This window comes from Colwellia sp. MB3u-41, assembly GCF_014076845.1.
GTDB lineage: Bacteria > Pseudomonadota > Gammaproteobacteria > Enterobacterales > Alteromonadaceae > Colwellia_A.
Genome location: NZ_JACGUT010000079.1, coordinates 415,922 through 440,586, shown reverse-complemented (window position 1 = coordinate 440,586; position 24,665 = coordinate 415,922). Strand labels below are relative to the sequence as shown.

The following is a 24,665-nucleotide window of genomic DNA, read 5'->3' as shown; positions in this document are numbered from 1 at the left end:
GCATGATAACTAATTGTTAAAGAAAAACTCATTTACTCAAAGTAAAGAGTTAGATATAAAACCCATTCGTTTATACCTTTGGAGCGTTGCTCCATTGCTGCAGGCCTTGCCTGAAGCGAGATGCGCATGATACGCTCCTCAGTTTCGATGTCAACGTTTTATTTAATTTAATTTGAAGTTAATTCAGATTTCATTTTAAAACGTTAAGTTAACCATTTAGCTCTTATAAAGAGAAGTTAACTTATCAAAACAGCCCTTTGGGTTACCCCTTGGAACTGGAGCGCATTCTAGACATTTCTCGCTGGGCGTCAACCCTTTTTTGTCATAACTTTGAATTAAGTTCTCATTCGTTCGATTAACATACAAGCCCTATTTTTATTGAGGTTTATTCGAACAAATATACTATTTATTAACCATGTAATCCTAGACGCATAATTATACTGACTACTGCTTATTTAAATTAATACCTTTAATAAGTTATATTTTCTCACCCTTTTGTACTTATTTGCTAAGATAAATGAATAGTTCACTACCTAATGGTTATTATGAATAAAACTAAATTTCGTATGTATAATAAAATATCGCCTAAATTGGGGCAAAATGTCTATGTTGATGAGTCTTCGATACTTGTTGGTGATATAACGATAGGCAACGATGTAAGCATTTGGCCTTTAGTTGCAGCGAGAGGTGATGTTAATACAATTAGTATTGGGGATAGAACGAACATCCAAGACGGAACAGTATTACATGTAACCCGTAAAAGTGCGGCGAACCCTAACGGTAATCCTTTAATCATCGGCGAAGATGTTACTGTTGGTCATAAGTGTATGCTACATGGTTGCATATTAGGTAATCGAATACTCGTGGGTATGGGGGCCATTGTTATGGATGGTGCTGTTATTGAGGATGATGTTTTTATTGGCGCCGGCTCGTTAGTTCCTCCTCATAAAACATTAGAGAGTGGTTACTTGTATGTCGGTAATCCTGTGAAAAAAATGAGGTTGTTAAAAGAGAGTGAACAAGCATTTCTCAGTCAATCGGCTCGCAATTATGTTGAGCTTAAAAATGAGTATATTGCTCAGTAGTCGTTAATAGACTTTCTACGTGTAGACTACTTCTATTCTACTACCAGACAATGGCTCATTATCTTCGAGCCATTCTTCAATAATTTCTTCTAAGTTAAATTTCAACTCATCAGTAAGTTCATCATGCTTTTTACATTTAATGAGGATACTAATACGTTCTCCTGACAGCAATCCTGTAAATACCCAGCCTTTTTCACTATCATCAAAGGATATATCATCGTTGAAGATTATTTGCTGATTCATCTTTAACCTTCTTTTCTAAGTTTATTTAATACTGGCGCTGCTTCAGGTAATACGTTTCGCCAAATCCTGAAGCTTTCTGCCGCTTGCCCTACCAACATGCCTAAACCGTCAATAACTTTAGTTGCGCCATTTACTTTCGCCCAAGCTAAAAAGGGGGTCAGTTCTTTTCCATACACCATATCGTAGCAATGAGTATTGGTGACAAGTTCTGTTGGTATAGGTGGAATTGTCCCGGTTAGGCTTGCTGAGGTTGCATTGATAATAAGATCAAACTTTGCTTTACCTAGCGTATCAAACCCTGCAGCAAAAAGTGTATCGTTTTTAAACTTTTTAATGAGTGCTTCTGCTTTACTCACGGTTCTGTTCGCTATAACAATGACCCGTGGTGCTTGTGCTAATAACGGTAGAACTACGCCTTTAGCGGCCCCACCAGCGCCCAGTAATAATATGCGACTATTCTTTAATGAAACATTATGGTTAAGCAAGTCTTGTACAAGCCCTTCCCCATCAGTGTTATCTCCAAATATCTTTCCATTAGCAAAAGATAACGTATTCACCGCGCCGGCAAGTTCAGCACGTTCGGTTAGATGATCACATAATGCCATAGCTTGCTCTTTAAACGGTGAGGTAATGTTTGCACCTTTAGCACCACTTTTCATAAAAGCATTTATCGTTTTTTCAAATTGATCTAATGCGACATATTCACTTTGATAGTTAAGTTGCTGTTGAGTTTGTTGAGCAAAAGATTGATGAATAATCGGTGAACGTGATTGTTTAATAGGGTTACCAAAAACGCGATATTGATCCATATGAGGCACTGAGTAAGAAATCATACTTAAGATTATCGTAATAAAGCCATGATGAATATAAAAAAGGCAGTAACTTTTATATAAAAAGTGACTGCCTTAGTAAGGTTATTGAGTATTATCGCTATGGGTAATGTTAAAACTTGTAACCTAACATGATTGAATAAACCATCGGATCAACGTCTACTGATGCCGAGCCTTTAATGTCACCAATTTGGAAGGTAGCGTCGGTATTAATATCAATATAACGAGCAGAAGCATTTATATGCCATTTATCATTGATCAGGTAATCTGCGCCAACTTGTAATGAAAAGCCAAATGAACCATCGAGTTCTAAATCGTTAAATCCTAGATTTTCAGGCGTACTTTTGAAGTCTTCATCAAAAAATATTGTGTAGTTAACACCAACACCAACGTAAGGCTTAACACTTGAAGCATTATCAAAGTAATATAGTGCACTAATTGTTGGCGGTAACTGAGTTACTTCAGCTAAAGTTGCGCCGTCAACATTTGCGCCAAATAGTCCACCAGAAATACTTTGAGGATCATGAATGGTGATATCATGAGTAAATGGTGTCGCCGCTAAAACTTCTATAGCCCAATTGTTATCGTAAAAATAAACAAAATTTAAACCCAGTTGAGTATTGTCATCAACCGTCACAGATAACGGTGTATTACCACCGAGTGCTTCAACATAAACACCTGATTTGTCGCTGTCTGGGTTAACCATGGTAGCACCACCACGTACAACAAAATCTCCGGCTTTATAATCTGCAGCCATTGCAGTTATAAAAAGAGAGGATAAAACAGCTAATGTGAGTAAACTTTTTTTCATGAGAGTAGTCCCTATTTATCTTGTGATATTTAATGACGCCGATTTTATAGATACCTAAAAATAAAAACTTGACCTAGCGCAATTAAATCGCTTTGTTTTAACTTTTCCCATCACTAGACTGATTTTAAAAAGCTATGTTATGCTGTGTCCCTAGATAAAATAAGGATCTTTTAACATATTGTTCTCTCAAAAAACTGCATATAGAACTTACCTCTATAATTGGCTCACGCTATATACCCTTTGTAATATTGTTGTCGCTTTACTCATAGGATCACGTTTTTATCAAAGCCAAACGATACCCGACAGCTTTATTGGTATTTTATTTGGTCTAACCCAAGGTATTGGCCAATTAGGTCTATTGTCTTTTATAGCTAGCCTACCTCTATACCTGTTGGCAAAGATTACGAATAAAAAACAACTTGTCATTTATAGTGCGCTACTTTTAAGTTGCATCGGATTAACAGCATTACTCGCTGATACCTTTATTTATCAATTATATCGATTTCATATCAATGCGATGGTCATAGAGTTATTTATTGCTGGGGGTAGTGAGATAATTTCATTTCCAATGTCAATGTGGCTCATTATACTTGGCTTAATCACTGTCGTTTTAATAGGACAGTACTGTATTGTAAAAGCCGTAACTTGGTATATAGACAAGGATAAAAAAACCCACAAAGCATTTCTTTATTTAATTCCCTTATGTATTTTATCTAGCCATATCATTCACATTTGGGGGGATGGAACCTATAACAGAGACATTACCAAGCAAAGTAAATTACTTCCTTTAGCTTACCCTACAACGGCTAAATCTTTGATGGCGAAGTATGGTTTACTTGATGTTAAAGCACATAAAACGCAGTCACTGCTCAAGCATAATAAAGTCAAAAGTAATCTGGATTATCCTCTCGCTGAAATTGCAGTAACAGAAACAGAATCAAAGTTTAATATTATTATGATTGTTATTGATTCATGGCGGGCAAATATGGTTTCACAGACATTGACTCCTAACATATTTGCTTTTAAGGAAAAATCTTTGCAGTACTTAAACCACTACAGTGGTAGTAACAATACTCGCCATGGCATGTTCTCGTTAATGTATGGCATACCGGGTAGTTATTGGGATAGTGTTTTAAAAGAACAACAAAGCCCAGTACTGATGGAAACGTTAATTAATCAAGGTTATCAAGCTCAAATTTTTGCCAGTGCTAAATTAACGTTACCTGAATTTGATCAAACCCTTTTTTCTAATATTCCTTCTTTAAGGCTCACATCAGAAGGTAATAAACCTTGGCAACGCGATGAAAAATTAACGAAAGACTACTTAGATTGGTCAAGTAATAATTCACAAAAAAAACCCAGTTTTAGCTTATTATTTTTCGATTCAGCTCATGGCTTTTCTTTGCCTGATGATTATAAAAAGCTTTTTAAACCGAGCCTAGATGAAGTAAATTTTCTTGCCTTAAATGATAATTACGACGCGGAACCTTTTATTAATCTGTATAAAAATTCATTGCATTATATTGATGGTAAAGTTGGTGAAGTACTTGACTCATTAACAGGGAAACTAGACAACACTATTGTTATTATTACTAGTGACCACGGTGAAGAGTTTAATGATAGCAAGTTAGGTTATTGGGGTCACAATAGTAATTATTCAAAATACCAGACTGCAGTACCCCTTATTATTCATTGGCCAAACAAAACGCCAGCTGTAATTAATTATCAAACAAGCCATTTAAATATTGTGCCAACACTGATGTCAGAAGCATTAGGGGTAACTAATCAGGCAAGTGATTACAGTAGTGGAGTATCTTTGTTCAAGCAAGAAGCCGCTTTACCTTGGCTATTTTTAGGTCGAGGTGGATATTACGCAATTAAATCGGAAAAGCACCTTTACGAACTTGATAGATTAGGAAATTTCACTATTTTTGATGATAAATACCAAGAAGATAAGCAGGCTATAATTAACATTAACTATGTTCAAGAAGCATTATTAGAAATGTCACGGTTTTATCAAAAGTAGTTGCATATACGCTCTTTGCCATCCATAGCACCGCGTTATACCGTTCATCCTGAACATAAAAAAGCGAGAGGCATTTGCTCTCGCTTTATATTTGTGTGGTTTATGTTTCGTATACTCTTTATCAGAGTAGAGTATATATTTTATAAAGCCAAACCAAAGCAAAATAACACAATGCGACAAACACAGCCGCAGAGCCAAGATCTTTTGCTCTGCCACTCAGTTCATGGCGCTCAACGCCTATACGGTCGACAACAGTTTCTATCGCTGAGTTGAGTAACTCGGCGATAAAAATAATAACAATACCCGACATCAGTAAAACGAACTCGATAAAACCATTAGCCAGCCAAATGGCCAACGGTGTGGTCGTAATAAATAAGAGCACCTCTTGACGAAATGCCATTTCATATTTGTACGCCGCTTTAAAACCAGCCCAACTATTTTTTGTTGCAGGAGCTAATCGGGAGAAAAATCCAAGAGGCTTATTTTTTTTCATATCTATGACTCTACTAACCAGTTTTGTGGCACTAGATAAGATGCTAGCTCAGCTTCTTTGCTTGTCGGGTCAGGTTGATAGTTATATTCCCAACGCGCAAGTGGTGGCATCGACATTAATATTGATTCTGTGCGACCACCTGATTGCAAACCAAATAGAGTGCCGCGGTCAAAGACCAAATTAAATTCAACATAACGACCACGACGATATAACTGAAATTGGCGTTGTTGCTCTGAAAACTCATTAAGCTTTCTTTTTTCAATAATAGGAACATAAGCATCAATAAACCCCTGGCCAACCGCTTTAATGTAGTTTAAACAGGTGTCAAAATCCCATTGATTCAAATCATCAAAAAATAAGCCACCAACACCACGTGTTTCATCTCTATGTTTTAAATAGAAATATTCATCACACCACTTTTTATGCTCATTATAAACATCTTCACCAAAAGGCTGACAAAGTGATTTTGCGGTTTGGTGCCAATGAACAACATCTTCTTTGACTGGATAAAAAGGCGTTAAATCAAAACCGCCACCAAACCACCAAACGGGCTCTTCACCTTCTTTTTCAGCAATAAAAAAACGTACGTTGGCGTGTGATGTTGGGATATGAGGATTTTTAGGGTGAATAACTAATGAAACACCACAAGCTCGCCAGGTTCTCCCGGCCAATTCAGGACGATGAGCACTTGCTGAGGGGGGTAATTTATCACCTGAAACTTCAGAGAAATTAACACCACCTTGTTCGATAATGCTTCCATCAGTTAATACTCTCGTGCGACCACCACCACCTTCAGCGCGCACCCAGTTGTCTTCAATAAATTGCCCGCTGCCATCAGCAGTTTCTAATGCTGAACAAATGTTGTCTTGCAATGATTTTAAAAATTCAATGACTGTTTCTATACTTACTTGGCTCATACGCGAATGATCTCTCCGGTCAGTGCATCAATTATTTTTGAAGGTTGAGTATAACCTAACGTATTCCCTTTTATGATGAAATCAATTTCATCTGATAGTTTTTGTTCAACCTCTTGCCAAGTTCTTGCTGGTTGCTCTCCTGATAAGTTAGCACTTGTGGAGACAATAGGTTTATTTAGCCGATTACATAACCCGACAACATCAGGTTGGCTCGTTAATCGCACCGCTATGGTAGAAAAACATCCAGTCAGTAACATATTCGTTTGAATGTTTTTGGGGACTAACTGCGTAATACCGTCAGGCCAACGAGAGAGTATGCTATAGCGCTTATCTTGCGGTATTTTGCTGTCGTCAATATAGGGCAATAATTGAGAATAGTTAGCGGCAAGTAAAATTAAGCCCTTCTCTGGTGAGCGTTTTTTAATGCTAAGTAGTTTTTCAATCGCTTGTAAATTGTCAGGATCGCAACCTAAACCAAATACGGCTTCGGTTGGGTAAGCAATAATGCCACCTTGGCAATAAGCTTCTTCGGCAGAAGTCATCATAGATAAAAATGAAATAAAGGAGTGATATAACGATTATACGGCCTTTATCTAAGAGATAAAATAAGTGTTTAATTCCAAGTAAATAAAATTATATCTGTGGAATTAAACACCTGAGCGTTTAGGAAAGGTTTTTCACTTTTTCGCGTAAAACAAACTTCTGCACTTTACCTGTAGAGGTTTTTGGTAAATCGCTAAATACAATGCTTTTAGGCGCTTTAAATGTAGCCATATGCTCTCGGCAGAAGTTAATAATATCTTCCTCTGAAACGTTTCTCCCGCGCTTTAAAGTCACGAAGGCACAAGGGGTTTCTCCCCATTTATCATCTTTTTTAGCAACCACCGCAGCCTCTAAAATATCAGGGTGTTGATATAACACACTCTCTATTTCAACAGAGGATATATTTTCTCCCCCTGAAATAATGATATCTTTCGAACGATCTCGTATCTCAATATAACCGTCGGGATGCTTAACGGCTAAATCCCCTGAATGAAACCAACCATGTTTAAATGCCTCATTGGTGGCTTTATAATTTTTTAAATAGCCTTTCATCATGGTATTACCACGAAACATTATTTCACCAATGGTTTCGGCATTACAGAGCACAGGCTGCATAGTGTTGGGGTCTAAAACATCGACTTCTTCTTGCGTTGGATAACGCACACCTTGACGTGCTTTTAACGCAGCTCGTTCATCGTCACTCTTATCATTCCACCCATCTTTCCACTCACTCACGACACAAGGGCCATACACTTCGGTTAAACCATAGCCTTGAGTAATATCAAAACCCATCGTTTCCATACCTTTGATAACTGACGGTGGTGGTGGTGCACCTGCTGTCATTATATTAATACCACGGGGTATTTCTGCTAATAGTGCTTTGTCTGCATTTAAAATCATATTCAAGACAATCGGTGCACCACAAAAGTGACTGACCTTATGCTCGATTAAACTTTCAATAATGGCCCCAACTTCCACTTGCCTTAAGCATACTTGGGTGCCACCCATAGCAACAACGGTCCACGGGAAACACCAACCATTGCAATGAAACATAGGTAATGTCCAAAGGTAAATGGCGTTATTACCTAATGGCCATATCATGTTATTACCAACAGCGTTTAAATAAGCACCTCGATGAGAATACACCACACCTTTTGGGTTACCCGTCGTTCCTGAGGTGTAATTTAGCGCCAGCGCCTGCCATTCATCATGGATTAAATTACCGATAAAATTTTCATTACCTTCAGCAAGTAAGTCTTGATATTCAATACAACCCAAGCGTTCACCCCCCTCACTCATTACATCGTCAATATCAATAATCAAAGGCTTTCTTGAACATAGTGTTAAAGCTTTTTTTACGACACTTGAAAATGCGGTATCAGTTAAAAGCACATCGCATTCGCCATGATCAAAAAGGAAGGCAATACATTCAGCATCTAAACGAATATTTATCGAATGTAATACAGCACCTGTTAGCGGTACACCATAATGAGCATCTAAAAAGGCGGGAATATTAGCTGCCATAATGGCAACAGTATTACCCGGCTTAACGCCGCGCTGCATTAAAGCAGATGCTAAACGTCGAACATTTTGACGATATTCACGATAAGTAATTTTTTGCTTACCGTGAATAATGGCAACACGCTCAGGGTGAACATCGGCCGTTCTGTTTAAAAAGTTAATAGGAGTTAAAGGTTGGCTATTAGCAGCAACTTTGTCTAAGCCTTGGCTATATATATTGTTCATCGATGTTCCTCATTATAATAACAGTGCAGGTAGCTATATATGCCACTTAATTTTTTACACACAATGAAGAATAGTTTACGCCTATTATTGGGTTTAAAAATCATCCTTTGGTCTAATGGGGTTGTATCAACATTGCCTGCATTTACTCATAGCGACCTGTAGACACAAATACGATAGTGAATTTTAGGTATAAAAAAACCAGCATGTCGCTGGCTTTTACAAGTAAAAAGTAAAAATTAAAATTTAGCCTAACTTTGCCTGCATCGCTTCATCTTTAGCAAGTAAAGCAATCACATTAGCGGCACGCTCTTCTTTTACTTTTTCTGCAATTGATTGGTCAGCAACACCTAAAATTTGTGCGGCTAAGTAACCCGCATTTTTAGCGCCAGCTTTACCAATAGCAACCGTAGCAACCGGAATGCCGCCCGGCATCATGACCGTTGACAGTAATGCGTCGTGCCCCTGTAATGGTCCGTTGTCAATTGGCACACCAATAACTGGACGAGTTGTCATTCCAGCAACAGCACCAGCTAAATGAGCCGCTAAGCCAGCAGCACAGATAAAAACTTTACAACCGCGTTCTTCCGCATCTTTTACATAAGCCTTGGCAGCATCAGGTGTTCTATGTGCTGAGCGAACACGGACTTCGTGCTCAATACCAAATGTTTTTAAAACGCTGATAGTAGCTTGCATAACAGGTAAGTCAGAATCTGAGCCCATTAATATTGCAACAAAAGTTGATGACATTTTCTCTCTCCAGAAGTTTAGTTAAATAATTGCGCGCATTATATCTCTTTACGCTTATAGGTACATTTCTTTTCTGGGCAGACTAAAACGTTACCACTTGCCATTTTTCGCCTGACTAAAATAGACCACTGACACTCCGGACATTTTTCTGCAACCGGAGGATAGTTCACAACATACTTGCATTTGGGGTATTGTTCACAGGAATAAAATGTTTTGCCGTAGCGATTGGTACGCTCGATTAATTCAGCTTGCTTGCCCTTTTTCTGACACTGTGGGCAGGCTACACCAGCATCTTCTTGACCACTAGTATCTTCAATATGATGACACTGGGGATAATTAGAACAACCGATAAACATACCATATCGGCCTTGTTTCACCGCAAGTTCATGTTGACACTCTGGGCATTGAGTACCTGCCAAAATTTGATCTTCAAGACGTTCATGTTCAACAATAGGACGGGTAAAATCACAAGTAGGATAGGAAGCGCAACCAAAGAATTTTCCGGACTTACTATTCTTTATAACAATTTCACTGCCACACTCAGGACATACCTCATACGCTTTTTCTAACGCGTGTTCATGTTGTGAAAATAAAGGTTTATCGGAATTAGGCATAATGCATTCACTAGAATATTGTTAATATCATTATGCCATGATTAGTAAGGTGTAAGCGAACATTACGATTGATACTTAGTGTAATGGACCTTCTTGCTCATCAAAAATGAGGTCTTCCATTTGTGAATAAGCATTTTCCTTACCTGGCACATTAAACAAGACCATAAGTACAACCCACTTTAAGTCGTCAATCGAGAAGAACTTCGTGTCTAATTCCATTACTCGGTCAATAACCATTTCCCGCGTCGTAAAATCAAGGACATTGACTTGTTCTAGGAATAACAGAAAACCTCGGCATTCTACGTCAAGTAGTTGCATTTCATCATCGGTATAAACACGAACTGAACGACGCCCTACTCGTGTTAAGTATGGGTAAGCATCAGTGTCTTGCAATGCAGCTAGTTTCTCTAGCCAACTTAACGCCTTATATATTTCGTCTTGATGAAAACCTGCTCGGGTAAGTTCATCAGTTAGTGACTCTTGATCCACCATTATTTCGGCTTCACTATGTATATAATTTTCAAAAAGATACATCAGGATATCAAACATAATTAGCCCTCATTTTACTCTTAGATAACCACCTGGAACCATAGCAACCAGACCTTTAAGCTCTAACATTGTTAACCGAGTTAATACTTCATTTATAGGTAATTTACTTCGGGAAACCACAATATCTACGGGCGTGATTTCATAACCCACACTAGCTAACAATGCATCGTTAAACAAGTGTTGTTTTTCACTTTTTTCAAACGATTGTCCTTTCGTTATATTTATCATTAAGTTTAGACCACTTTCTGGCAACAGGTCTATTTCATCTACTATATCGGCAATATCGTCGACAAGTTTAGCACCTTGTTTGATGAGCCAATGACACCCCTTAGCTTGTGGGTTATTAATGGTGCTGGGCACAGCAAAAACTTCACGATTTTGTTCAATAGCACAACGAGCAGTGACTAAGGAGCCACTTCTAATCGTAGCTTCAACCACCAATACACCTATACTCATACCACTAATTATTCGATTACGTTTAGGAAAATAGCCTGGTTTAGGGGGAGTACCCGGTAAAAACTCACTGATAATGGCACCATCATTCTCTAGAATATTTTTTGCTAATAACCGATGTCTCGTTGGGTAGACCTGATCTAACCCTGTAGCAACAACCGCAATGGTTTTACCCTTTGCGGCTAGAGTACCTTTATGAGCGGCACCATCAATACCTAGCGCTAAACCACTGGTAATAACTAAGCCTGCGTTAACTAACTGCTGAGCAAATTCGAAAGCATTATCTCGACCGTTAATACTAGCATTTCGACTCCCCACCATTGCGATTTGCTGTTGATTTAGTAAGGTAATGTTCCCTTGTACAAATAAAAGCAGTGGCGGATCATAAATTTGCTTTAGCGTTGAAGGGTATCGAATGTCAGTAAAAGGAATTATTATGCTACCACACCGTTTAGACGCATTAATAATGTTAGCAATCCTTGGCCAGTCAGGCGATCTAATCGCTGCAACTTGCTTTTGAGTCAGGCTTAATGATGATAGTTCTTGTGAGGGATAGAAAAGCTTTTCTACCCCAAAGCGTTCAACGAGGGTTAACTTTTTATGGCTAGCGAGACGTGGGATGAGTTTAAGCGCCAGCCAATAATGACTAGCGCTTTTATTGTGATGTTCATCGCGTGGTTGAACGGTAACATCTGTATTTTTTGTTATCGGCACTGCCTTCTCCTTAAGTACAGTTGCTTTTTTATCCGTTATGATGGCTTTTCTTTAACGGCTAATTAACCATTGGCGAAGTAACCGTATCTTGTAACCTAAGCGGTTTACTTGAACGTAATACCAACGCTAAACTAACTTGCTGATACACTTTAAAAATCATCATTTCACCCACCACTTCTTCTGGCATCTTATAATCAGAATCATCAACGTTTGCTATACGATTCCAACGGGATGTATCTTGGCTATACGCTGGGCCATTGCTTGTTTCAACAACACCAGGGCTGGTTCGCTTTACCGAGACAACATCTCCCTGTTCAATAGCATGTTCAGCACCACGGTTAATCATGACTACAGCTAGTTTTCCAAATTCACGTACACCACTTGCACTATTTAAAATGAGCCCTCGTAATGACTTATTAGCGGGTTTTAAAGTAAAAAAAGAAGGATATTGCTGATTTTCATTAACGGGCATAATGAAATCGCCAGAGCGTATTTCTTGTTTAGCTCCGTCGACGTACAAGGTAGCTGGGACCTTATTATCGATATCTCCTGAACGTAATACTTTTCCCGTTCCAACGACACGAATATTGTAGCCTAAAAGCGCTTCAGTTTCGGGATCGTATATCGCTTCCTCTTTTTGATATATAGCATAGCCTTTTCCTAGCGCTAACTCGCCATTAATATAAAGGTTAAAACCATCAACACTCGAGTTATATCCTTCATCGCTGCCTAAAATATAAGGGAGTTTTTCAATTTCAGCTTCAGATAAAATACTGTTGTACTTAATATAAGGCGCAATAACCTCTAAAGGTAAACTAGAAATAGCAGACTGATCTTTTAGTTGTACGCGAGCAAGAGGCGACCATTTAAGTTCAGGCTTACCACGAACTAACATCGGTTTACCTTGTTCATCAAAAACTAACCGTAACTCTTCACCGGGATATATCAAATGCGGATTATTGATGTCAGGGTTTAATCGCCACAGCTTTGGCCATAGCCAAGGCTGTTTGAGGAATATTCCCGAAATATCCCACAAAGTGTCTCCTTTTTTCACGATATAAGATTTTGGAGCATTGGTATTTAATGTTAACTCATCAGCACTAACAAATACTGAAAAAGACAAACTAAGTGTTAACAATAAACTGCGTATTAGCATGATAGTTCACCTATTAAACAGATATATGAAGCTTTTAGCTTAAACCACTATTATTAATTATATTTAATGGCTAAAATTGAAACATAACACTCAATGCGAACTTTCGCGAATTTTTTGAAGATTTATGACTATTTTAAACGTACTTAGATTCCCAGACGAGCGCTTGCGCACCAAAGCTGTACCTGTTGAAACAATTAACAGTGATGTGAAACAAATTGTCAGCGACATGTTCGATACCATGTATGACGAAAACGGGGTTGGCTTAGCTGCCACACAGGTTAATGTGCACCAACGTATTGTTGTTATTAACGTGACTGAAGATAAAGATCAGGCTTATGTCTTGATTAATCCAGAAATCATTAGTCATAGCGATAGCACAGAAATCAATGAAGAAGGCTGTTTGTCTGTACCGGGTTGTTACGCGAAAGTTGACCGCTATACCGAAGTGACTGTTAAAGCACTCGATCTTGATGGTACCGCGTTCACCTTAAACGCAACTGAATTACTGGCTGTTTGCATTCAACATGAATTAGATCATTTAGACGGTAAACTATTTGTTGATTATTTATCTCCATTGAAACGCCAGCGGATAAAAGCAAAATTAGAAAAAGAAGCACGTTTAGCCAATAGTTAATCATTATTTTTTATTAATAGAATTCGGAATAAAACCTTGTCAAAAGCTCTTAAAATTATTTTTGCTGGTACGCCAGATTTTGCTGCACAACATCTAGCGGCACTTATTAACTCTCATCATGAAGTCGTTGCTGTTTACTGTCCTCCTGACAAACGTGCAGGACGTGGTAAAAAATTAACAGCTTGTGCTACTAAGGAACTCGCATTAGCGCATGATATTGTTGTTGAGCAACCCATTAATTTTAAAGAGGCTGGCGATCAAGAAAAGCTGACCCACTATAATGCTGACATTATGGTTGTAGTGGCTTACGGCTTGTTATTACCGACGGTTATCTTAGAAGCGCCGCGTTTAGGCTGTGTTAATGTGCATGGTTCTATATTACCGAAATGGCGTGGCGCTGCACCTATTCAACGCTCATTAGAAGCGGGCGATAAAGAAACGGGTGTGACTATTATGCAAATGGATAAAGGTTTAGATACCGGTGACATGATAGCAAAAGCAACCTGTGAAATTACTCAACAAGATACTAGCGCTTCTCTCTATGATAAATTAGCCAATATTGGCCCTGCTGCTTTACTGGGCTCACTTGATTTAATGGCAGAAAATAAGCATAACGCTGTTCCTCAAGATAATAGCTTATCTACTTATGCCGCAAAACTTGATAAAAGTGAAGCAGAACTAAATTGGCAATTATCTGCAGAAGAACTTCATCGTAAGATCCGTGCTTATATTCCATGGCCTGTTGCACAATTTACCTTTACTGATGAAAAAAAAGCTGAGCACCGTATTAGGATTTGGCAAGCAAGTTATTCTAATGAAACTCACGATTATATGCCCGGCACAATAATTTCAGCGAATAAGAATGGCGTTACTGTTGCTACCACTTCAGGTTCTCTTTGCTTAGAGTCATTACAATTACCCGGTAAAAAGCCATTGCCAATACATGATATCTTAAATGGCAAGGCACTATGGTTTGCTGAAAATAGCAATATCAATAACTTAACGTCAAACAATTTGAGTGAAAAATAATGGCGACTAATATTAGAGCCCTGGCGGCAAGGTGTTGTTTTGCTGTTGTAGATAAAGGCAGAAGTCTTAGCGATGAGCTACCCAAAGCTCAAGCAAAAGTAGAAGGTAAAGATAAAGGCTTGTTACAGGAACTTTGTTACGGTGTTTTACGCTACTTACCCGCACTTGAGTATGACTTGCGCCAACTCATGGATAAGCCGTTAAAGGGTAAACAACGTGTTGGTCACTTTTTAATTTTAGTCGGTATTTATCAGGTAAAACATACCCGTATTCCTGATCACGCTGCAGTTAGTGAAACGGTAGCAGCAACTAAACCGTTAAAGTGTGATTTTTTAAGAGGTTTAATTAATGGTGTCTTACGTAATATTCAACGTAACTTAGCTAAAGAAGGTGCGGCTGAAATAGCAGCAAACTTACCTGACCCAATAAAGTATTCACACCCTAGTTGGTTCATCAAAAAACTGCAAAGTGCTTATCCTGAGCAATGGCAAGAAATTCTTACCGCGAATTTAGAACGCCCTCCTATGTGGCTAAGAGTTAATCAACAGCATCATGATGTTACTGAATATTTAGCCTTATTAAACCAAGAAGATATTCCAGTAGAGCTCGTTGATGAGAAATCATCGGCGATTAAACTTGTTAACGCAATTGATGTTAACAAACTACCTGGTTTTATTGAGGGCTGGGTTTCTGTTCAAGATGGCGCGGCCCAACAAGCCGCCATCTTACTTAATACCCAAGCAGATGATATTGTGCTTGATTGCTGTGCGGCCCCTGGTGGAAAAACTTGCCATATTATTGAGTTAACACCCGATTTAGCAAAAATGACGGCAATTGACATTGAAGAAAACCGTTTGCTCAGAGTAGAGGAAAACTTATCACGTCTTAACTTATCAGCTCAGGTTATTACCGCTGATGCTGCTTCAAAAGAATGGTGGGATGGACAGCTTTTCGACCGTATTCTTCTTGACGCTCCATGTTCAGGTACGGGGGTCATTCGCCGCCACCCTGATATTAAATGGTTAAGAAAAGCAGATGACATTGAAAAGCTTACGGTATTACAGCAAAAAATATTAGAAAACATTTGGTCTTTGCTTAAACCCGGTGGCATTTTGCTTTACGCAACGTGTAGTGTTTTGCCTGAAGAAAATACTCAGCAAATCGAAAAGTTTTTATCTGATAACAACAATGCTAGATTAGTACAGATAACAAATGAAAAAACTGACATTGGCTGGCAAATACTGCCAAATGAACAATCAATGGACGGTTTTTACTACGCTAAATTAGAAAAAGTAATAGGGTCTGTTGATCTTTCCACATTCCCTCTGTAAAGACTGAAAATTAAAGTTAACTTATGAAAATAATTATTATTGGTGCAGGTCAAGTAGGCGGAACATTAGCAGAAAACCTGGTTGGTGAACGTAACGACATCACTATTATTGATACCAATGCAGAAACCTTGCATGAATTACAAGATAAAATGGACTTGCAAGTTGTTGTTGGTAATGGCTCTCATCCTGATATATTAAAACAAGCAGGCGCTGAAGATGCTGAGTTAGTCATAGCGGTAAGTAGCGATGACGCAACCAATATGCTCGCCTGCCAGATTTGTTATTCGTTATTTAATACCGCGAATAAAATAGCGCGTATTCGCTCATCACAAATATTGCGCTACCAAAAAGAACTTTTTCAATCTAAAAACATTCCTGTCGATCATGTTATAGCTCCAGAACAATTAGTTACCCGTGATATTGCCCGGTTAATTGATTATCCTGGCGCATTACAAGTTTTAGAGTTTGCGCAAGGAAAAGTGAGCTTGGTTGCCGTAAAAGCTTATTATGGAGGGTTACTGGTAGGCCATGCCCTTTCAACTTTACGTGAACATATTCCTAATGTTGATACACGTGTTGCCGCTATTTATCGTAATGGTAAACCTATTCGACCGCTTGGTACTACGGTTATTGAAGCCGATGATGAAGTATTTTTTATTGCTGCAACCATTCATATTCGGGCAGTGATGAATGAACTGCAAAAACTCGAAGCATCTTATAAAAGAATCATGATCGCTGGCGGTGGTAATATTGGTGCTGGGCTAGCTAAAATTTTAGAAAAAAATCATCAAGTTAAGCTTATCGAACGTTCGCCAAAGCGCGCTGAATACTTAGCTTCAGAACTCAATGATACTTTAGTTTTTATTGGTGATTCTTCTGACCAAGAATTGTTACTTGAAGAACACATAGACCAATTCGACGTATTTATTGCGGTCACCAATGATGATGAAGCGAATATTATGTCATCGTTATTAGCAAAGCGCTTAGGCGTTCGTAAAGCGATGGTTCTGATTCAACGCAGTGCTTACATAGATTTAGTGCATGGCAGTGAGATTGATATTGCCGTATCTCCACAACATGCCACTATCTCTGCACTATTAACACATGTTCGCCGTGGTAGTATTGATAATGTATACAGCTTACGTGGTGGTGCTGCTGAAGCTATTGAGATTATTGCTAAAGGTGACGAAAAATCATCAAAAGTAGTCGGAAAAACAATTCAAGCCATTAAATTGCCTCCAGGGACAACCATTGGCGCTATTGTTAGACAAGATGAAGTATTAATTGCTCACTCAGATACAAAAATAATGTCAGAAGACCATGTTATTTTATTCTTAGTCAATAAACGCTACATCTATGATGTTGAAAAACTTTTCCATGTCGATGCACTGACTTTTTATTAGAGTGAGGTAGTATTGAATGTAAAAAACCAGAAATATCTGGCTTTTTTGGTTATTAAAGATGAAAAATCATAGATGACTAAGAGCGCCAAAAGCCTGGGGTAAAGAGTACCAGTAAAGTAAATATCTCTAAACGACCAAAAAGCATCGCGACAATTAATACCCATTTACTGAAGTCGGTGATCTCAGCAAAATTTGCGGCTACAGCGCCTAAACCAGGGCCTAAGTTATTTAAACAAGCAGCAACCGCAGTAAAAGCAGTGATGTCGTCCATACCCGTAGCAAGCAGTAACAACATACAAATAATAAAGACAGCGGCATAAGCTGAGAAAAACCCCCATATCGCCTCAACAACACGATCAGGTAAGGCTTTGCGGCCTAATTTTATGGTGAAGACCGCTTTAGGATGAACTAAACGGTTTAACTCTCGCAAACCTTGCAGATATAAAAGTACCACTCGCACCACTTTCATCCCCCCCCCCGTACTACCTGCACAGCCACCAATAAAACTGGCAAAGATTAATAAGATGGGTAGCAATGTTGGCCAATCGGCAAAACTTGTTGTAGCAAAACCCGCGGTAGTGCTAATAGAAACAGACTGAAATAAGGCTTGGTCGAATGCTTCAAAACCATCTTCATAGGTACCGGTTGCTAACAGAACAATTAAACAGATCAAGGTTAAAACAAACTGAATAGCAATGAAGACTTTAAACTCAGGATCGAAAAAATAATTTTTTAATGAGCGACTGTGTAATACCGCAAAATGTAGTGCGAAATTCACACCTGCAATAAGCAAGAAAAAGACACATACAAAATTAATAGCGGGACTATTAAAGTACCCCATACTATCGGTATGTGTTGAATAGCCACCAATAGCAATCGTCGAGAAAGCATGACAAATAGCATCAAAAGCAGACATACCTGCTCCCCAATAACTAATCGCACAAGCAATCGTTAAAAATAAATAGATATACCATAAATGTTTTGCGGTATCGGCAATCCGCGGTGTCATCTTTGAATCTTTTACCGGTCCAGGTGTTTCAGCACGATAAAGCTGCATACCACCAATACCTAACATGGGTAAAACTGCAACCGCTAAAACAATTATCCCCATACCGCCAAGCCATTGTAATTGCTGGCGATACCAAAGCACTGCATGTGGTAGTCCATCAATTTCTTTTAAAATGGTAGCCCCTGTAGTGGTTAGGCCAGAAAATGATTCAAAAAAAGCATCAGCAACAGATAAATTCGGGTTATCTAAGAGTAAGAGCGGAACAGCAGAGAAACTAGCAAGTACCACCCAGAATAAAACAACGATAAGAAAGCCTTCACGTGCCCGTAAATCACTTTTTTCATTTTTAAAAGGATACCAAGCAAGTAAACCTGCAATTAAACAAAACAGGAATGCAGTAAGAAAAGATACACCACCACCATCACGGTAGAGTAGTGCAATTAAAGCGGGTGGTAGCATGGTCACACTCAATAGAGCGACCAGCAAGCCAAGAATTCGAATGATATTTTTTATTTGCACGAGTTAATTTTTATTATTCAGTAAAGTCATCGACTACATGTTTTTTGATGATAAAGCATAAAGATCAACACTGCGACTTTAAATCGCGTATTTCGTCTTAATTTATTTAGCTAACGCGTTTGTTATATGATTCACGTTCCATATCAACTATTTCAACACTAATTGACACTGATTTAATTGCAAACGTATTTAGCTGACTTAACACCAGCTCAGAGAGTTTTTGTCTTTGTTCTAAATGACGACCAGATAAAATTTTACAGCACACATGCATAAATCGTTGTTTGTTGTTAGCTTCATTCTCTATTTCAGCATAGAAATCTTTATAGGAAATAGCTCTTACTTTAATATCACCCTTAGAGAATAGTGCCGATTGAGTCGCGGCTAGAAAAACACACGACATCAGTGCTTTAATATCTAGTTCTTGAGCCAGTTCTTGTGAATATTCGATAATACAATGTGGCATCGTGCTGTCCTTGTTAGCTGAGCTTTCTGATTAGCGAATAGACTTAAGAGTCAACAGTCCTGAAGAAAGCGTTTGTAGTTTCTGCTTAACGTTAATTAATTGTGCCTCAGGTAAGGCAATAACTAATGCTATTTGTGCAGTAAAGTCTTGTTTGATAATTTCACCTTTTGCTTGTTCAACTAAATACAACACATCGTTTATTTGGTGGTAATCACAAATTAACCACTGTTCTACCATAGGAACTTTGATGCTTGTGCGCAGTAATGATAGCGCTTGACGAATACTTCCCCCATAAGCACGTTGTAATCCACCAGTACCTAATTTTGTCCCTCCAAAATAACGTACAACAATTGCACACAGTTCACCTACATCACTCCCCTGTAATACCGATAACATGGGTCGGCCTGCAGTACCAGCGGGTTCGCCGTCATCAGAAAAGCCATAGCCTTGACTGTCATCTGGTCGGCCAGTAAGAAAAGCATAGCAATGATGACTTGCTTGAGGATGATATTTTTGGCATTTTTTTAACTGGTTTTTTGCTTCTTCATGACTGGTGCAGGGAGAAATATAGCAAATAAAACGACTGCGGCTAACGATTGTTTCATCAACAATATCATTAGCCGCAATTTTATAAGGTTTAGCAATAGCCATTAGTATTAAAGTTTACTTCAACTCTAATTCACGGGTCATATTTTCGTTATGTAACTGATGAACAATAACATTGTCTTCAATACGAATACCGCCAAATGGACGCATAGCTTCTATTTTTTCCCAATTAATCATATTGCCATTTTTTGAGGCTTTAAGATCGGCCAATAATGATTCAATAAAATATAGACCAGGCTCTATAGTGAACACTTGATTAGTTTCAATAATACGTGACGTACGTAAGAATGGATGTTGTTCTGGTGTATTAGCGTGTGTACCACGTTCATCGGCCATAAAACCGCCAACATCATGAGTTTGTAGACCTAGATGATGACCTAAACCATGTGGAAAAAACGTTGAAATAATACCCGTTTCAACGGCGGTATCGACATCAACATTAATAAAGCCAAATTCATGAAGTACGTTACCAATATCACGATAGGTTTCAATATGTAGATCTACATAGCTTTTCCCAGGTTTTAAGCCATCAACAGCATTGAGCATTAATTTGTTCATGCGAGCAATTAATTCAGCAAACTTGTCACGTTTAAATGAATAAGTACGCGTTATATCAGAGGCGTAACCATTAAAGCTGGCCCCTGCATCAATTAAAAAAGAACGATGTGCTTGTGGTACACCGCGGTCTAAAGCCGTGTAATGTAAAATTGAGGTGTTCGTGTTAAGTGCAACAATATTGCCATAAGGTGTTTCGTCACTAGTATGATTTGTTGCTTTTAAATAAGCTTGCTGAATATCAAATTCCGACGAGCCTTGTAAGAAAGCACTTCTTGCCGCTTTATGGCCTGTAACAGCAATAGCGTTCGACTTACGTAAACACTCTTGTTCATATTGTGTTTTATAAGCGCGGTGATAATGCATATAATTGAGTAATGGCTCAGGGTTTATGTTTTTAAATCCCAGCGCTGTTGCTACTTCAATGTGTTCGCCAATATAGGCAAAATCTGTTTTATCATAAGGTAGTAATTTCTCGACATCAGTCGCTTTAGTAAGCACTTTAATATCAAAAAAATCATTCCAGTAATTATCAGCTAAAGGTGTGACTTTATGCCAAAAATCAACAGGTTGATAATAAATAAGCGTAGGTTTATTTTCACCGTTAACAATCAACCAGCAATTTGGGATATCCACTAATGGTAACCAAGCTTTAAAATGAGGATTTACTTTAAAGGGGTAACCATAATCATCAAGAAATACTTTAATTTCTTGGCCTGAATGAATCACTAAACCTTGAAGGTTCTCACGTTTTAATGCCGCTTTAGAACGTTGTTGAAGCTCGGTAACATGGGCTGGGTAAAGCGTTGCTAGTTTGATCATTGATCGCACCTCTGAAAATTTTCCAATATCATATCACACTATCATAAAATATTAATTTACTGCGCAATACTCATCTTGAATATTTGATCAAAAAGTGATGTTTCCTGCCCCACTTTTATTTGATAAATTTCTTGATAAGCCATAACACTCTTCACATATTCACGTGTTTCTTTATAAGGAATAGTTTCAATCCAAATATCGGCTGGCATAGGCTTCAAGTCTTTTAACCAACTTCTTACACGGTATGGACCCGCATTATAAGCTGCAGTTGCTAATACTTGATTACCATCATGGCGGTCGAGTAATCGTTTTAAATATTTTGTACCGAGTTTAATATTAGCTTTCGCGTTCATTAACCGCTTGTTTGTCACTTTGCGCTTTTGTAAATGTTTAGCTGTTGCTGGCATAACCTGCATTAAGCCCTTTGCACCAGCAGGCGAGTTAGCATCTGACATAAATGAACTCTCTCTTCTAGCAATAGCAAATGTCCAAGCTGGGTTTATTTGATACCTCCCTGCTGAATCAATAATTTCATCTTCAAAAGCCAACGGAAAACGTAAATCAACATCATCTAAGTAGCCAACATTAGCTAAAGTAAAAATAGCTCTGTCAAACCACTTTTCTTCATAAGCAATTTTTGATGCTGCAAGCTTTTCCCGATCGCTCAACTGTGTTAGCCAATAATTCCATTCGCGACGGGCATCATAAAACCGCCCAATATGAAAAAATTCAAAGGCTCTTTTTGCTGCTGGGTTTTTTAGTAAGGCTAACTTTTCAGGTGCCGTTATCTCTATAGGACTGTTTTGTAGGTTTACACTTTGCTGTAGGGCACTTGCGGCAAGGAATCCGTAATAATGACGTTTCTTCGCTAATCCGCCTAAGACTTCATGGCCTAAAACAGTGTCACCTGTTTCAAGTAAGCTTCGCCCGTACCAATATAGCCATTGATTACTTTTGTGAAGCGTTTTGGGTAATGCTTTTAAGTCATTTTTAATTTCTGGCCAATCTTGTTCTCTAAGCAAATCAGCCATTCGCCATTGTACAATATTAGTAGACTGAAGATTTTTATCGACTTTTTCTAACCATTCTCCTGAATCTTTGTGGTTTTTACTGGCTAAAGCAATAGCGAATTTTAACACTATTTGCTGTTGTTGTGATTCTGAAAATGGCAAAACTTCTATCGCTTTACTATACGTGTTCAATGCTTTTTCAGGGTCACGCCAAATCAAACGTTTTAATCCGTAAGCGGCAATAGAAGCTTCTTTAACCGACTTATGGGGGAAACGATTCATATTGCTAATATAGGCAGGATCACGGCGAACTTTATGCCACAATGTACCTAAATACTTTTCTTTTTCGGGCATTAGTTTCGTTAGGTAAGGAATTAAAGTATGTTTACCACCATCTGCAGCCAGAGATATTCGCTGCCAAATAGCCTCTTCTGTTCTATAACCTGCATTTTGCCAACGAGTGAATAATGGGTCACATACTTTAGGCTGCGACTTCCCTACTATCCATAATGATGTGATTTTAGGTAATATTTGAGAGTCTGGTACACCCGATTTTAATTGATAATGGTAATACTGACAGGTTAATTCAACATTCGATGTAGGCACATAAAAGCTTTGAAATAATAATGAATTATTACGCTCCGCCAAATACTCCAGCCATTTTTTACGGAGCGGCCAATCAAGAGGTGAACCTCGATATTTTTCCAGAAATAGACTAATTGCTTTTGTATCACCCATTGTCATACCATGCATGAGTTGTTGTTGATCTAAATATGGCTGCAGTGGGTAATAATGCAATTGCTGATACAAGGTTTGATAACGAGAAGAGTTAGGTTGCCAAACATGCTTCTCAGCTTGTTGAAATATTTCACGCACGGCTGATTGATCCGCATATGTAGATGTACTAATAATATTGCAGAGAAAAACCGAGAAAAACATCAATACGGGTGAAGTCAAACGAGACATAGGTTACCTTACTTAATATGAAAACTTACTACTTACTTGTGCTGTTTACTCTATTTACCAATCCCTCTTAATTTTTCACGCATTGCTTAACAAAGCAAGTGAAATTAGTATTCTCTTGTTGTTGATTGTAATAACCATCAGATATTTAATTTTGGTTACATTTGACTGTTGTTATTGATAATATTTAAACGTTTCTTATTATTGTAATTATTATGCGCCTAGTTTCTCTTTTATTCTGTTGTTTGTTTTTAAATACTGCTCAAACTTTTGCAGCTGAACATTCGCTTGCATCACAAATGAGTTATCATGCTGATCAAGATGCTCATTTAGGTTATGGTGTATTTTATCAGTATAAATTTTTAGAAAATTTTGAATTTGAAGCAAAGTATAGTGAAAGCGGAGACTTAAAAGTCTTCGATGATAAGAACACCCTCTCAGGTGATTTCGGAAGCTTATCTTTAGGCATTAATTTTCTTAAGCAACGTAACCAGGACTTATCTTTAAAATTTGGCTTTGGCCTGAATCTAGTTACCGCTTCATCTAATCATATACTTATTGAAACTAATGCTTTAGCACCTTACTTTCAAATATCAGCTAATTATAAGCTGACCAATCAATTATCAGTGACTTTAGGTCAAACGAGTCAATTTCATCAAGATAACCTTGGTACTAACCATTCCCTATTTATGTCAGTTAATTGGCTATTTGGGCAACACCCTGCTGATATTTCTTTCAAAAAAGTCGCGACCAAACGATCGGTTAAAGACGTTAAAAATTTACCTCCACTTGCTCTTAATGACTTAAAGATAAATACCACGGTTAAACCTCGTACTCTGTGGTCTGTGCAAATTGGTGCTTATCAACAACAGAAGAACGCTGATCAAAAGTCCTCGATTTTGCAAGCAGCCCATGCGTTAGCTCTAACCACCAAATTACATAAAGGTCTTTTTCGTATACTAAGTCAGCCTTTTTCAGATAGAAAAAGCGCAGAGGAATACTTAATTTATTTAAAGCATCATTATGATATCAACGGTTTTATAAATAAATTTTAGCGCTGATATCCAGTTTTAATTTTTTTTGCTAAAATTACTCACTTTATAACCCTCACATTTACTCACTATGAATTCTAGCTCTGAAGATATTTTCAAAAATGCCGACCATGTTCTTAATGCTATAGGGTTACGTTGCCCAGAACCTGTCATGATGGTTCGAAAATCTATACGAAAAATGGCTGACCAAGAAACCTTATTAATAGAAGCGGATGACCCTTCAACAGCCCGAGATATCCCGAGTTTTTGTCGCTTTATGGACCACGAACTTATTGCCCAACAAACGAACCAAAAACCTTTCCTTTATTTGATCAAAAAAGGGAAAGCATAACGCTTTCCCTT

Annotated in this window: 25 protein-coding genes; 8 read left to right on the top strand and 17 right to left on the bottom strand. The window is 38.1% G+C overall.

Features of this window, described 5'->3' with window-relative positions; all coding sequences use genetic code 11:
* Positions 1 to 545 precede the first annotated feature (545 nt).
* The gene (locus H4J73_RS13215; protein WP_182223261.1) at positions 546 to 1,085 is read left to right on the top strand and encodes a gamma carbonic anhydrase family protein; all 540 of its coding nucleotides are present in this window, start codon (positions 546 to 548) and stop codon (positions 1,083 to 1,085) included.
* Between the two features lie 15 nt (positions 1,086 to 1,100).
* Here the strand turns inward: H4J73_RS13215 and H4J73_RS13210 are convergent, their stop codons facing one another.
* The 3 genes from H4J73_RS13210 to H4J73_RS13200 all read right to left on the bottom strand — a co-directional run bounded on the left by H4J73_RS13210 (position 1,101) and on the right by H4J73_RS13200 (position 2,969).
* On the bottom strand, positions 1,101 to 1,328 hold the full coding sequence (locus H4J73_RS13210; RefSeq protein ID WP_182179675.1) for a hypothetical protein: 228 nt from the start codon (positions 1,326 to 1,328) through the stop codon (positions 1,101 to 1,103).
* A 2-nt stretch (positions 1,329 to 1,330) separates the two neighbouring features.
* Positions 1,331 to 2,137, bottom strand: coding sequence for a shikimate dehydrogenase (gene aroE / locus H4J73_RS13205; RefSeq protein WP_182223260.1), 807 nt, complete (start codon positions 2,135 to 2,137; stop codon positions 1,331 to 1,333).
* 133 nt (positions 2,138 to 2,270) lie between these two features.
* Positions 2,271 to 2,969, bottom strand: a complete 699-nt coding sequence (locus H4J73_RS13200) for an OmpW family protein (RefSeq protein ID WP_182179679.1) — start codon at positions 2,967 to 2,969, stop codon at positions 2,271 to 2,273.
* 178 nt (positions 2,970 to 3,147) lie between these two features.
* Between H4J73_RS13200 and H4J73_RS13195 the strand changes: the two genes are divergently transcribed.
* Entirely contained in the window at positions 3,148 to 4,995 is a 1,848-nt protein-coding gene (locus H4J73_RS13195; protein ID WP_182179681.1) for a DUF3413 domain-containing protein, read from the top strand.
* A gap of 121 nt (positions 4,996 to 5,116) precedes the next feature.
* Here the strand turns inward: H4J73_RS13195 and H4J73_RS13190 are convergent, their stop codons facing one another.
* The 9 genes from H4J73_RS13190 to H4J73_RS13150 all read right to left on the bottom strand — a co-directional run bounded on the left by H4J73_RS13190 (position 5,117) and on the right by H4J73_RS13150 (position 12,927).
* The gene (locus H4J73_RS13190; protein WP_182179683.1) at positions 5,117 to 5,488 is read right to left on the bottom strand and encodes a diacylglycerol kinase; all 372 of its coding nucleotides are present in this window, start codon (positions 5,486 to 5,488) and stop codon (positions 5,117 to 5,119) included.
* 2 nt (positions 5,489 to 5,490) lie between these two features.
* Complete coding sequence (hemF, locus tag H4J73_RS13185; protein WP_182179685.1) at positions 5,491 to 6,405, bottom strand: oxygen-dependent coproporphyrinogen oxidase; 915 nt, start codon at positions 6,403 to 6,405, stop codon at positions 5,491 to 5,493.
* Positions 6,402 to 6,950, bottom strand: coding sequence for a Sua5/YciO/YrdC/YwlC family protein (locus tag H4J73_RS13180; protein WP_182179687.1), 549 nt, complete (start codon positions 6,948 to 6,950; stop codon positions 6,402 to 6,404). The genes hemF and H4J73_RS13180 overlap by 4 nt, the downstream gene beginning before the upstream one ends.
* A gap of 118 nt (positions 6,951 to 7,068) precedes the next feature.
* Positions 7,069 to 8,694, bottom strand: coding sequence for an acyl-CoA synthetase (locus H4J73_RS13175; RefSeq protein WP_182179689.1), 1,626 nt, complete (start codon positions 8,692 to 8,694; stop codon positions 7,069 to 7,071).
* Positions 8,695 to 8,937: 243 nt separating this feature from the next.
* Positions 8,938 to 9,441, bottom strand: coding sequence for a 5-(carboxyamino)imidazole ribonucleotide mutase (gene purE, locus H4J73_RS13170; protein WP_182179691.1), 504 nt, complete (start codon positions 9,439 to 9,441; stop codon positions 8,938 to 8,940).
* A 38-nt stretch (positions 9,442 to 9,479) separates the two neighbouring features.
* Positions 9,480 to 10,055: a topoisomerase DNA-binding C4 zinc finger domain-containing protein gene (locus H4J73_RS13165; protein WP_182179693.1), complete on the bottom strand. Its 576-nt coding sequence runs from the start codon at positions 10,053 to 10,055 to the stop codon at positions 9,480 to 9,482.
* Between the two features lie 75 nt (positions 10,056 to 10,130).
* Entirely contained in the window at positions 10,131 to 10,604 is a 474-nt protein-coding gene (locus H4J73_RS13160; RefSeq protein WP_182179695.1) for a DUF494 family protein, read from the bottom strand.
* Positions 10,605 to 10,613: 9 nt separating this feature from the next.
* On the bottom strand, positions 10,614 to 11,771 hold the full coding sequence (gene dprA, locus H4J73_RS13155) for a DNA-processing protein DprA (RefSeq protein ID WP_310649612.1): 1,158 nt from the start codon (positions 11,769 to 11,771) through the stop codon (positions 10,614 to 10,616).
* Between the two features lie 58 nt (positions 11,772 to 11,829).
* On the bottom strand, positions 11,830 to 12,927 hold the full coding sequence (locus tag H4J73_RS13150) for a LysM peptidoglycan-binding domain-containing protein (protein WP_182179697.1): 1,098 nt from the start codon (positions 12,925 to 12,927) through the stop codon (positions 11,830 to 11,832).
* A 124-nt stretch (positions 12,928 to 13,051) separates the two neighbouring features.
* On the opposite strand from H4J73_RS13150, the gene def reads away from it, so the two are divergent.
* From def to trkA, 4 genes are read left to right on the top strand one after another with little or no spacing between them, the layout of a single operon-like run.
* The gene (def, locus tag H4J73_RS13145) at positions 13,052 to 13,561 is read left to right on the top strand and encodes a peptide deformylase (protein ID WP_182179699.1); all 510 of its coding nucleotides are present in this window, start codon (positions 13,052 to 13,054) and stop codon (positions 13,559 to 13,561) included.
* Positions 13,562 to 13,597: 36 nt separating this feature from the next.
* Complete coding sequence (gene fmt / locus H4J73_RS13140) at positions 13,598 to 14,590, top strand: methionyl-tRNA formyltransferase (RefSeq protein WP_182179701.1); 993 nt, start codon at positions 13,598 to 13,600, stop codon at positions 14,588 to 14,590.
* A complete protein-coding gene (rsmB, locus tag H4J73_RS13135; protein WP_182223259.1) occupies positions 14,590 to 15,921 on the top strand; it encodes a 16S rRNA (cytosine(967)-C(5))-methyltransferase RsmB in 1,332 nt (443 codons plus the stop codon). The genes fmt and rsmB overlap by 1 nt, the downstream gene beginning before the upstream one ends.
* 23 nt (positions 15,922 to 15,944) lie before the next feature.
* On the top strand, positions 15,945 to 17,324 hold the full coding sequence (trkA, locus tag H4J73_RS13130) for a Trk system potassium transporter TrkA (protein WP_182179704.1): 1,380 nt from the start codon (positions 15,945 to 15,947) through the stop codon (positions 17,322 to 17,324).
* Positions 17,325 to 17,400: 76 nt separating this feature from the next.
* Here trkA and H4J73_RS13125 read toward each other — a convergent pair whose 3' ends face one another.
* The 5 genes from H4J73_RS13125 to H4J73_RS13105 all read right to left on the bottom strand — a co-directional run bounded on the left by H4J73_RS13125 (position 17,401) and on the right by H4J73_RS13105 (position 23,274).
* Complete coding sequence (locus H4J73_RS13125; RefSeq protein WP_182179706.1) at positions 17,401 to 18,852, bottom strand: TrkH family potassium uptake protein; 1,452 nt, start codon at positions 18,850 to 18,852, stop codon at positions 17,401 to 17,403.
* 106 nt (positions 18,853 to 18,958) lie between these two features.
* Positions 18,959 to 19,315 (bottom strand): 5-carboxymethyl-2-hydroxymuconate Delta-isomerase, encoded by a 357-nt coding sequence (locus H4J73_RS13120; RefSeq protein WP_182179708.1) that lies wholly within the window; start codon positions 19,313 to 19,315, stop codon positions 18,959 to 18,961.
* Positions 19,316 to 19,345: 30 nt separating this feature from the next.
* Complete coding sequence (locus H4J73_RS13115; RefSeq protein ID WP_220460038.1) at positions 19,346 to 19,966, bottom strand: YigZ family protein; 621 nt, start codon at positions 19,964 to 19,966, stop codon at positions 19,346 to 19,348.
* A gap of 12 nt (positions 19,967 to 19,978) precedes the next feature.
* Positions 19,979 to 21,298, bottom strand: coding sequence for a Xaa-Pro dipeptidase (pepQ, locus tag H4J73_RS13110; RefSeq protein ID WP_182179710.1), 1,320 nt, complete (start codon positions 21,296 to 21,298; stop codon positions 19,979 to 19,981).
* Positions 21,299 to 21,354: 56 nt separating this feature from the next.
* Positions 21,355 to 23,274, bottom strand: coding sequence for a transglycosylase SLT domain-containing protein (locus H4J73_RS13105; protein WP_182179712.1), 1,920 nt, complete (start codon positions 23,272 to 23,274; stop codon positions 21,355 to 21,357).
* Positions 23,275 to 23,486: 212 nt separating this feature from the next.
* Between H4J73_RS13105 and H4J73_RS13100 the strand changes: the two genes are divergently transcribed.
* Positions 23,487 to 24,326 carry an outer membrane beta-barrel protein gene (locus H4J73_RS13100; protein ID WP_182179714.1) on the top strand — a complete coding sequence of 280 codons (840 nt, stop codon included), beginning with the start codon at positions 23,487 to 23,489 and terminating at the stop codon, positions 24,324 to 24,326.
* 67 nt (positions 24,327 to 24,393) lie between these two features.
* Positions 24,394 to 24,654, top strand: a complete 261-nt coding sequence (gene tusA, locus H4J73_RS13095) for a sulfurtransferase TusA (RefSeq protein WP_182188787.1) — start codon at positions 24,394 to 24,396, stop codon at positions 24,652 to 24,654.
* Positions 24,655 to 24,665 lie beyond the last annotated feature (11 nt).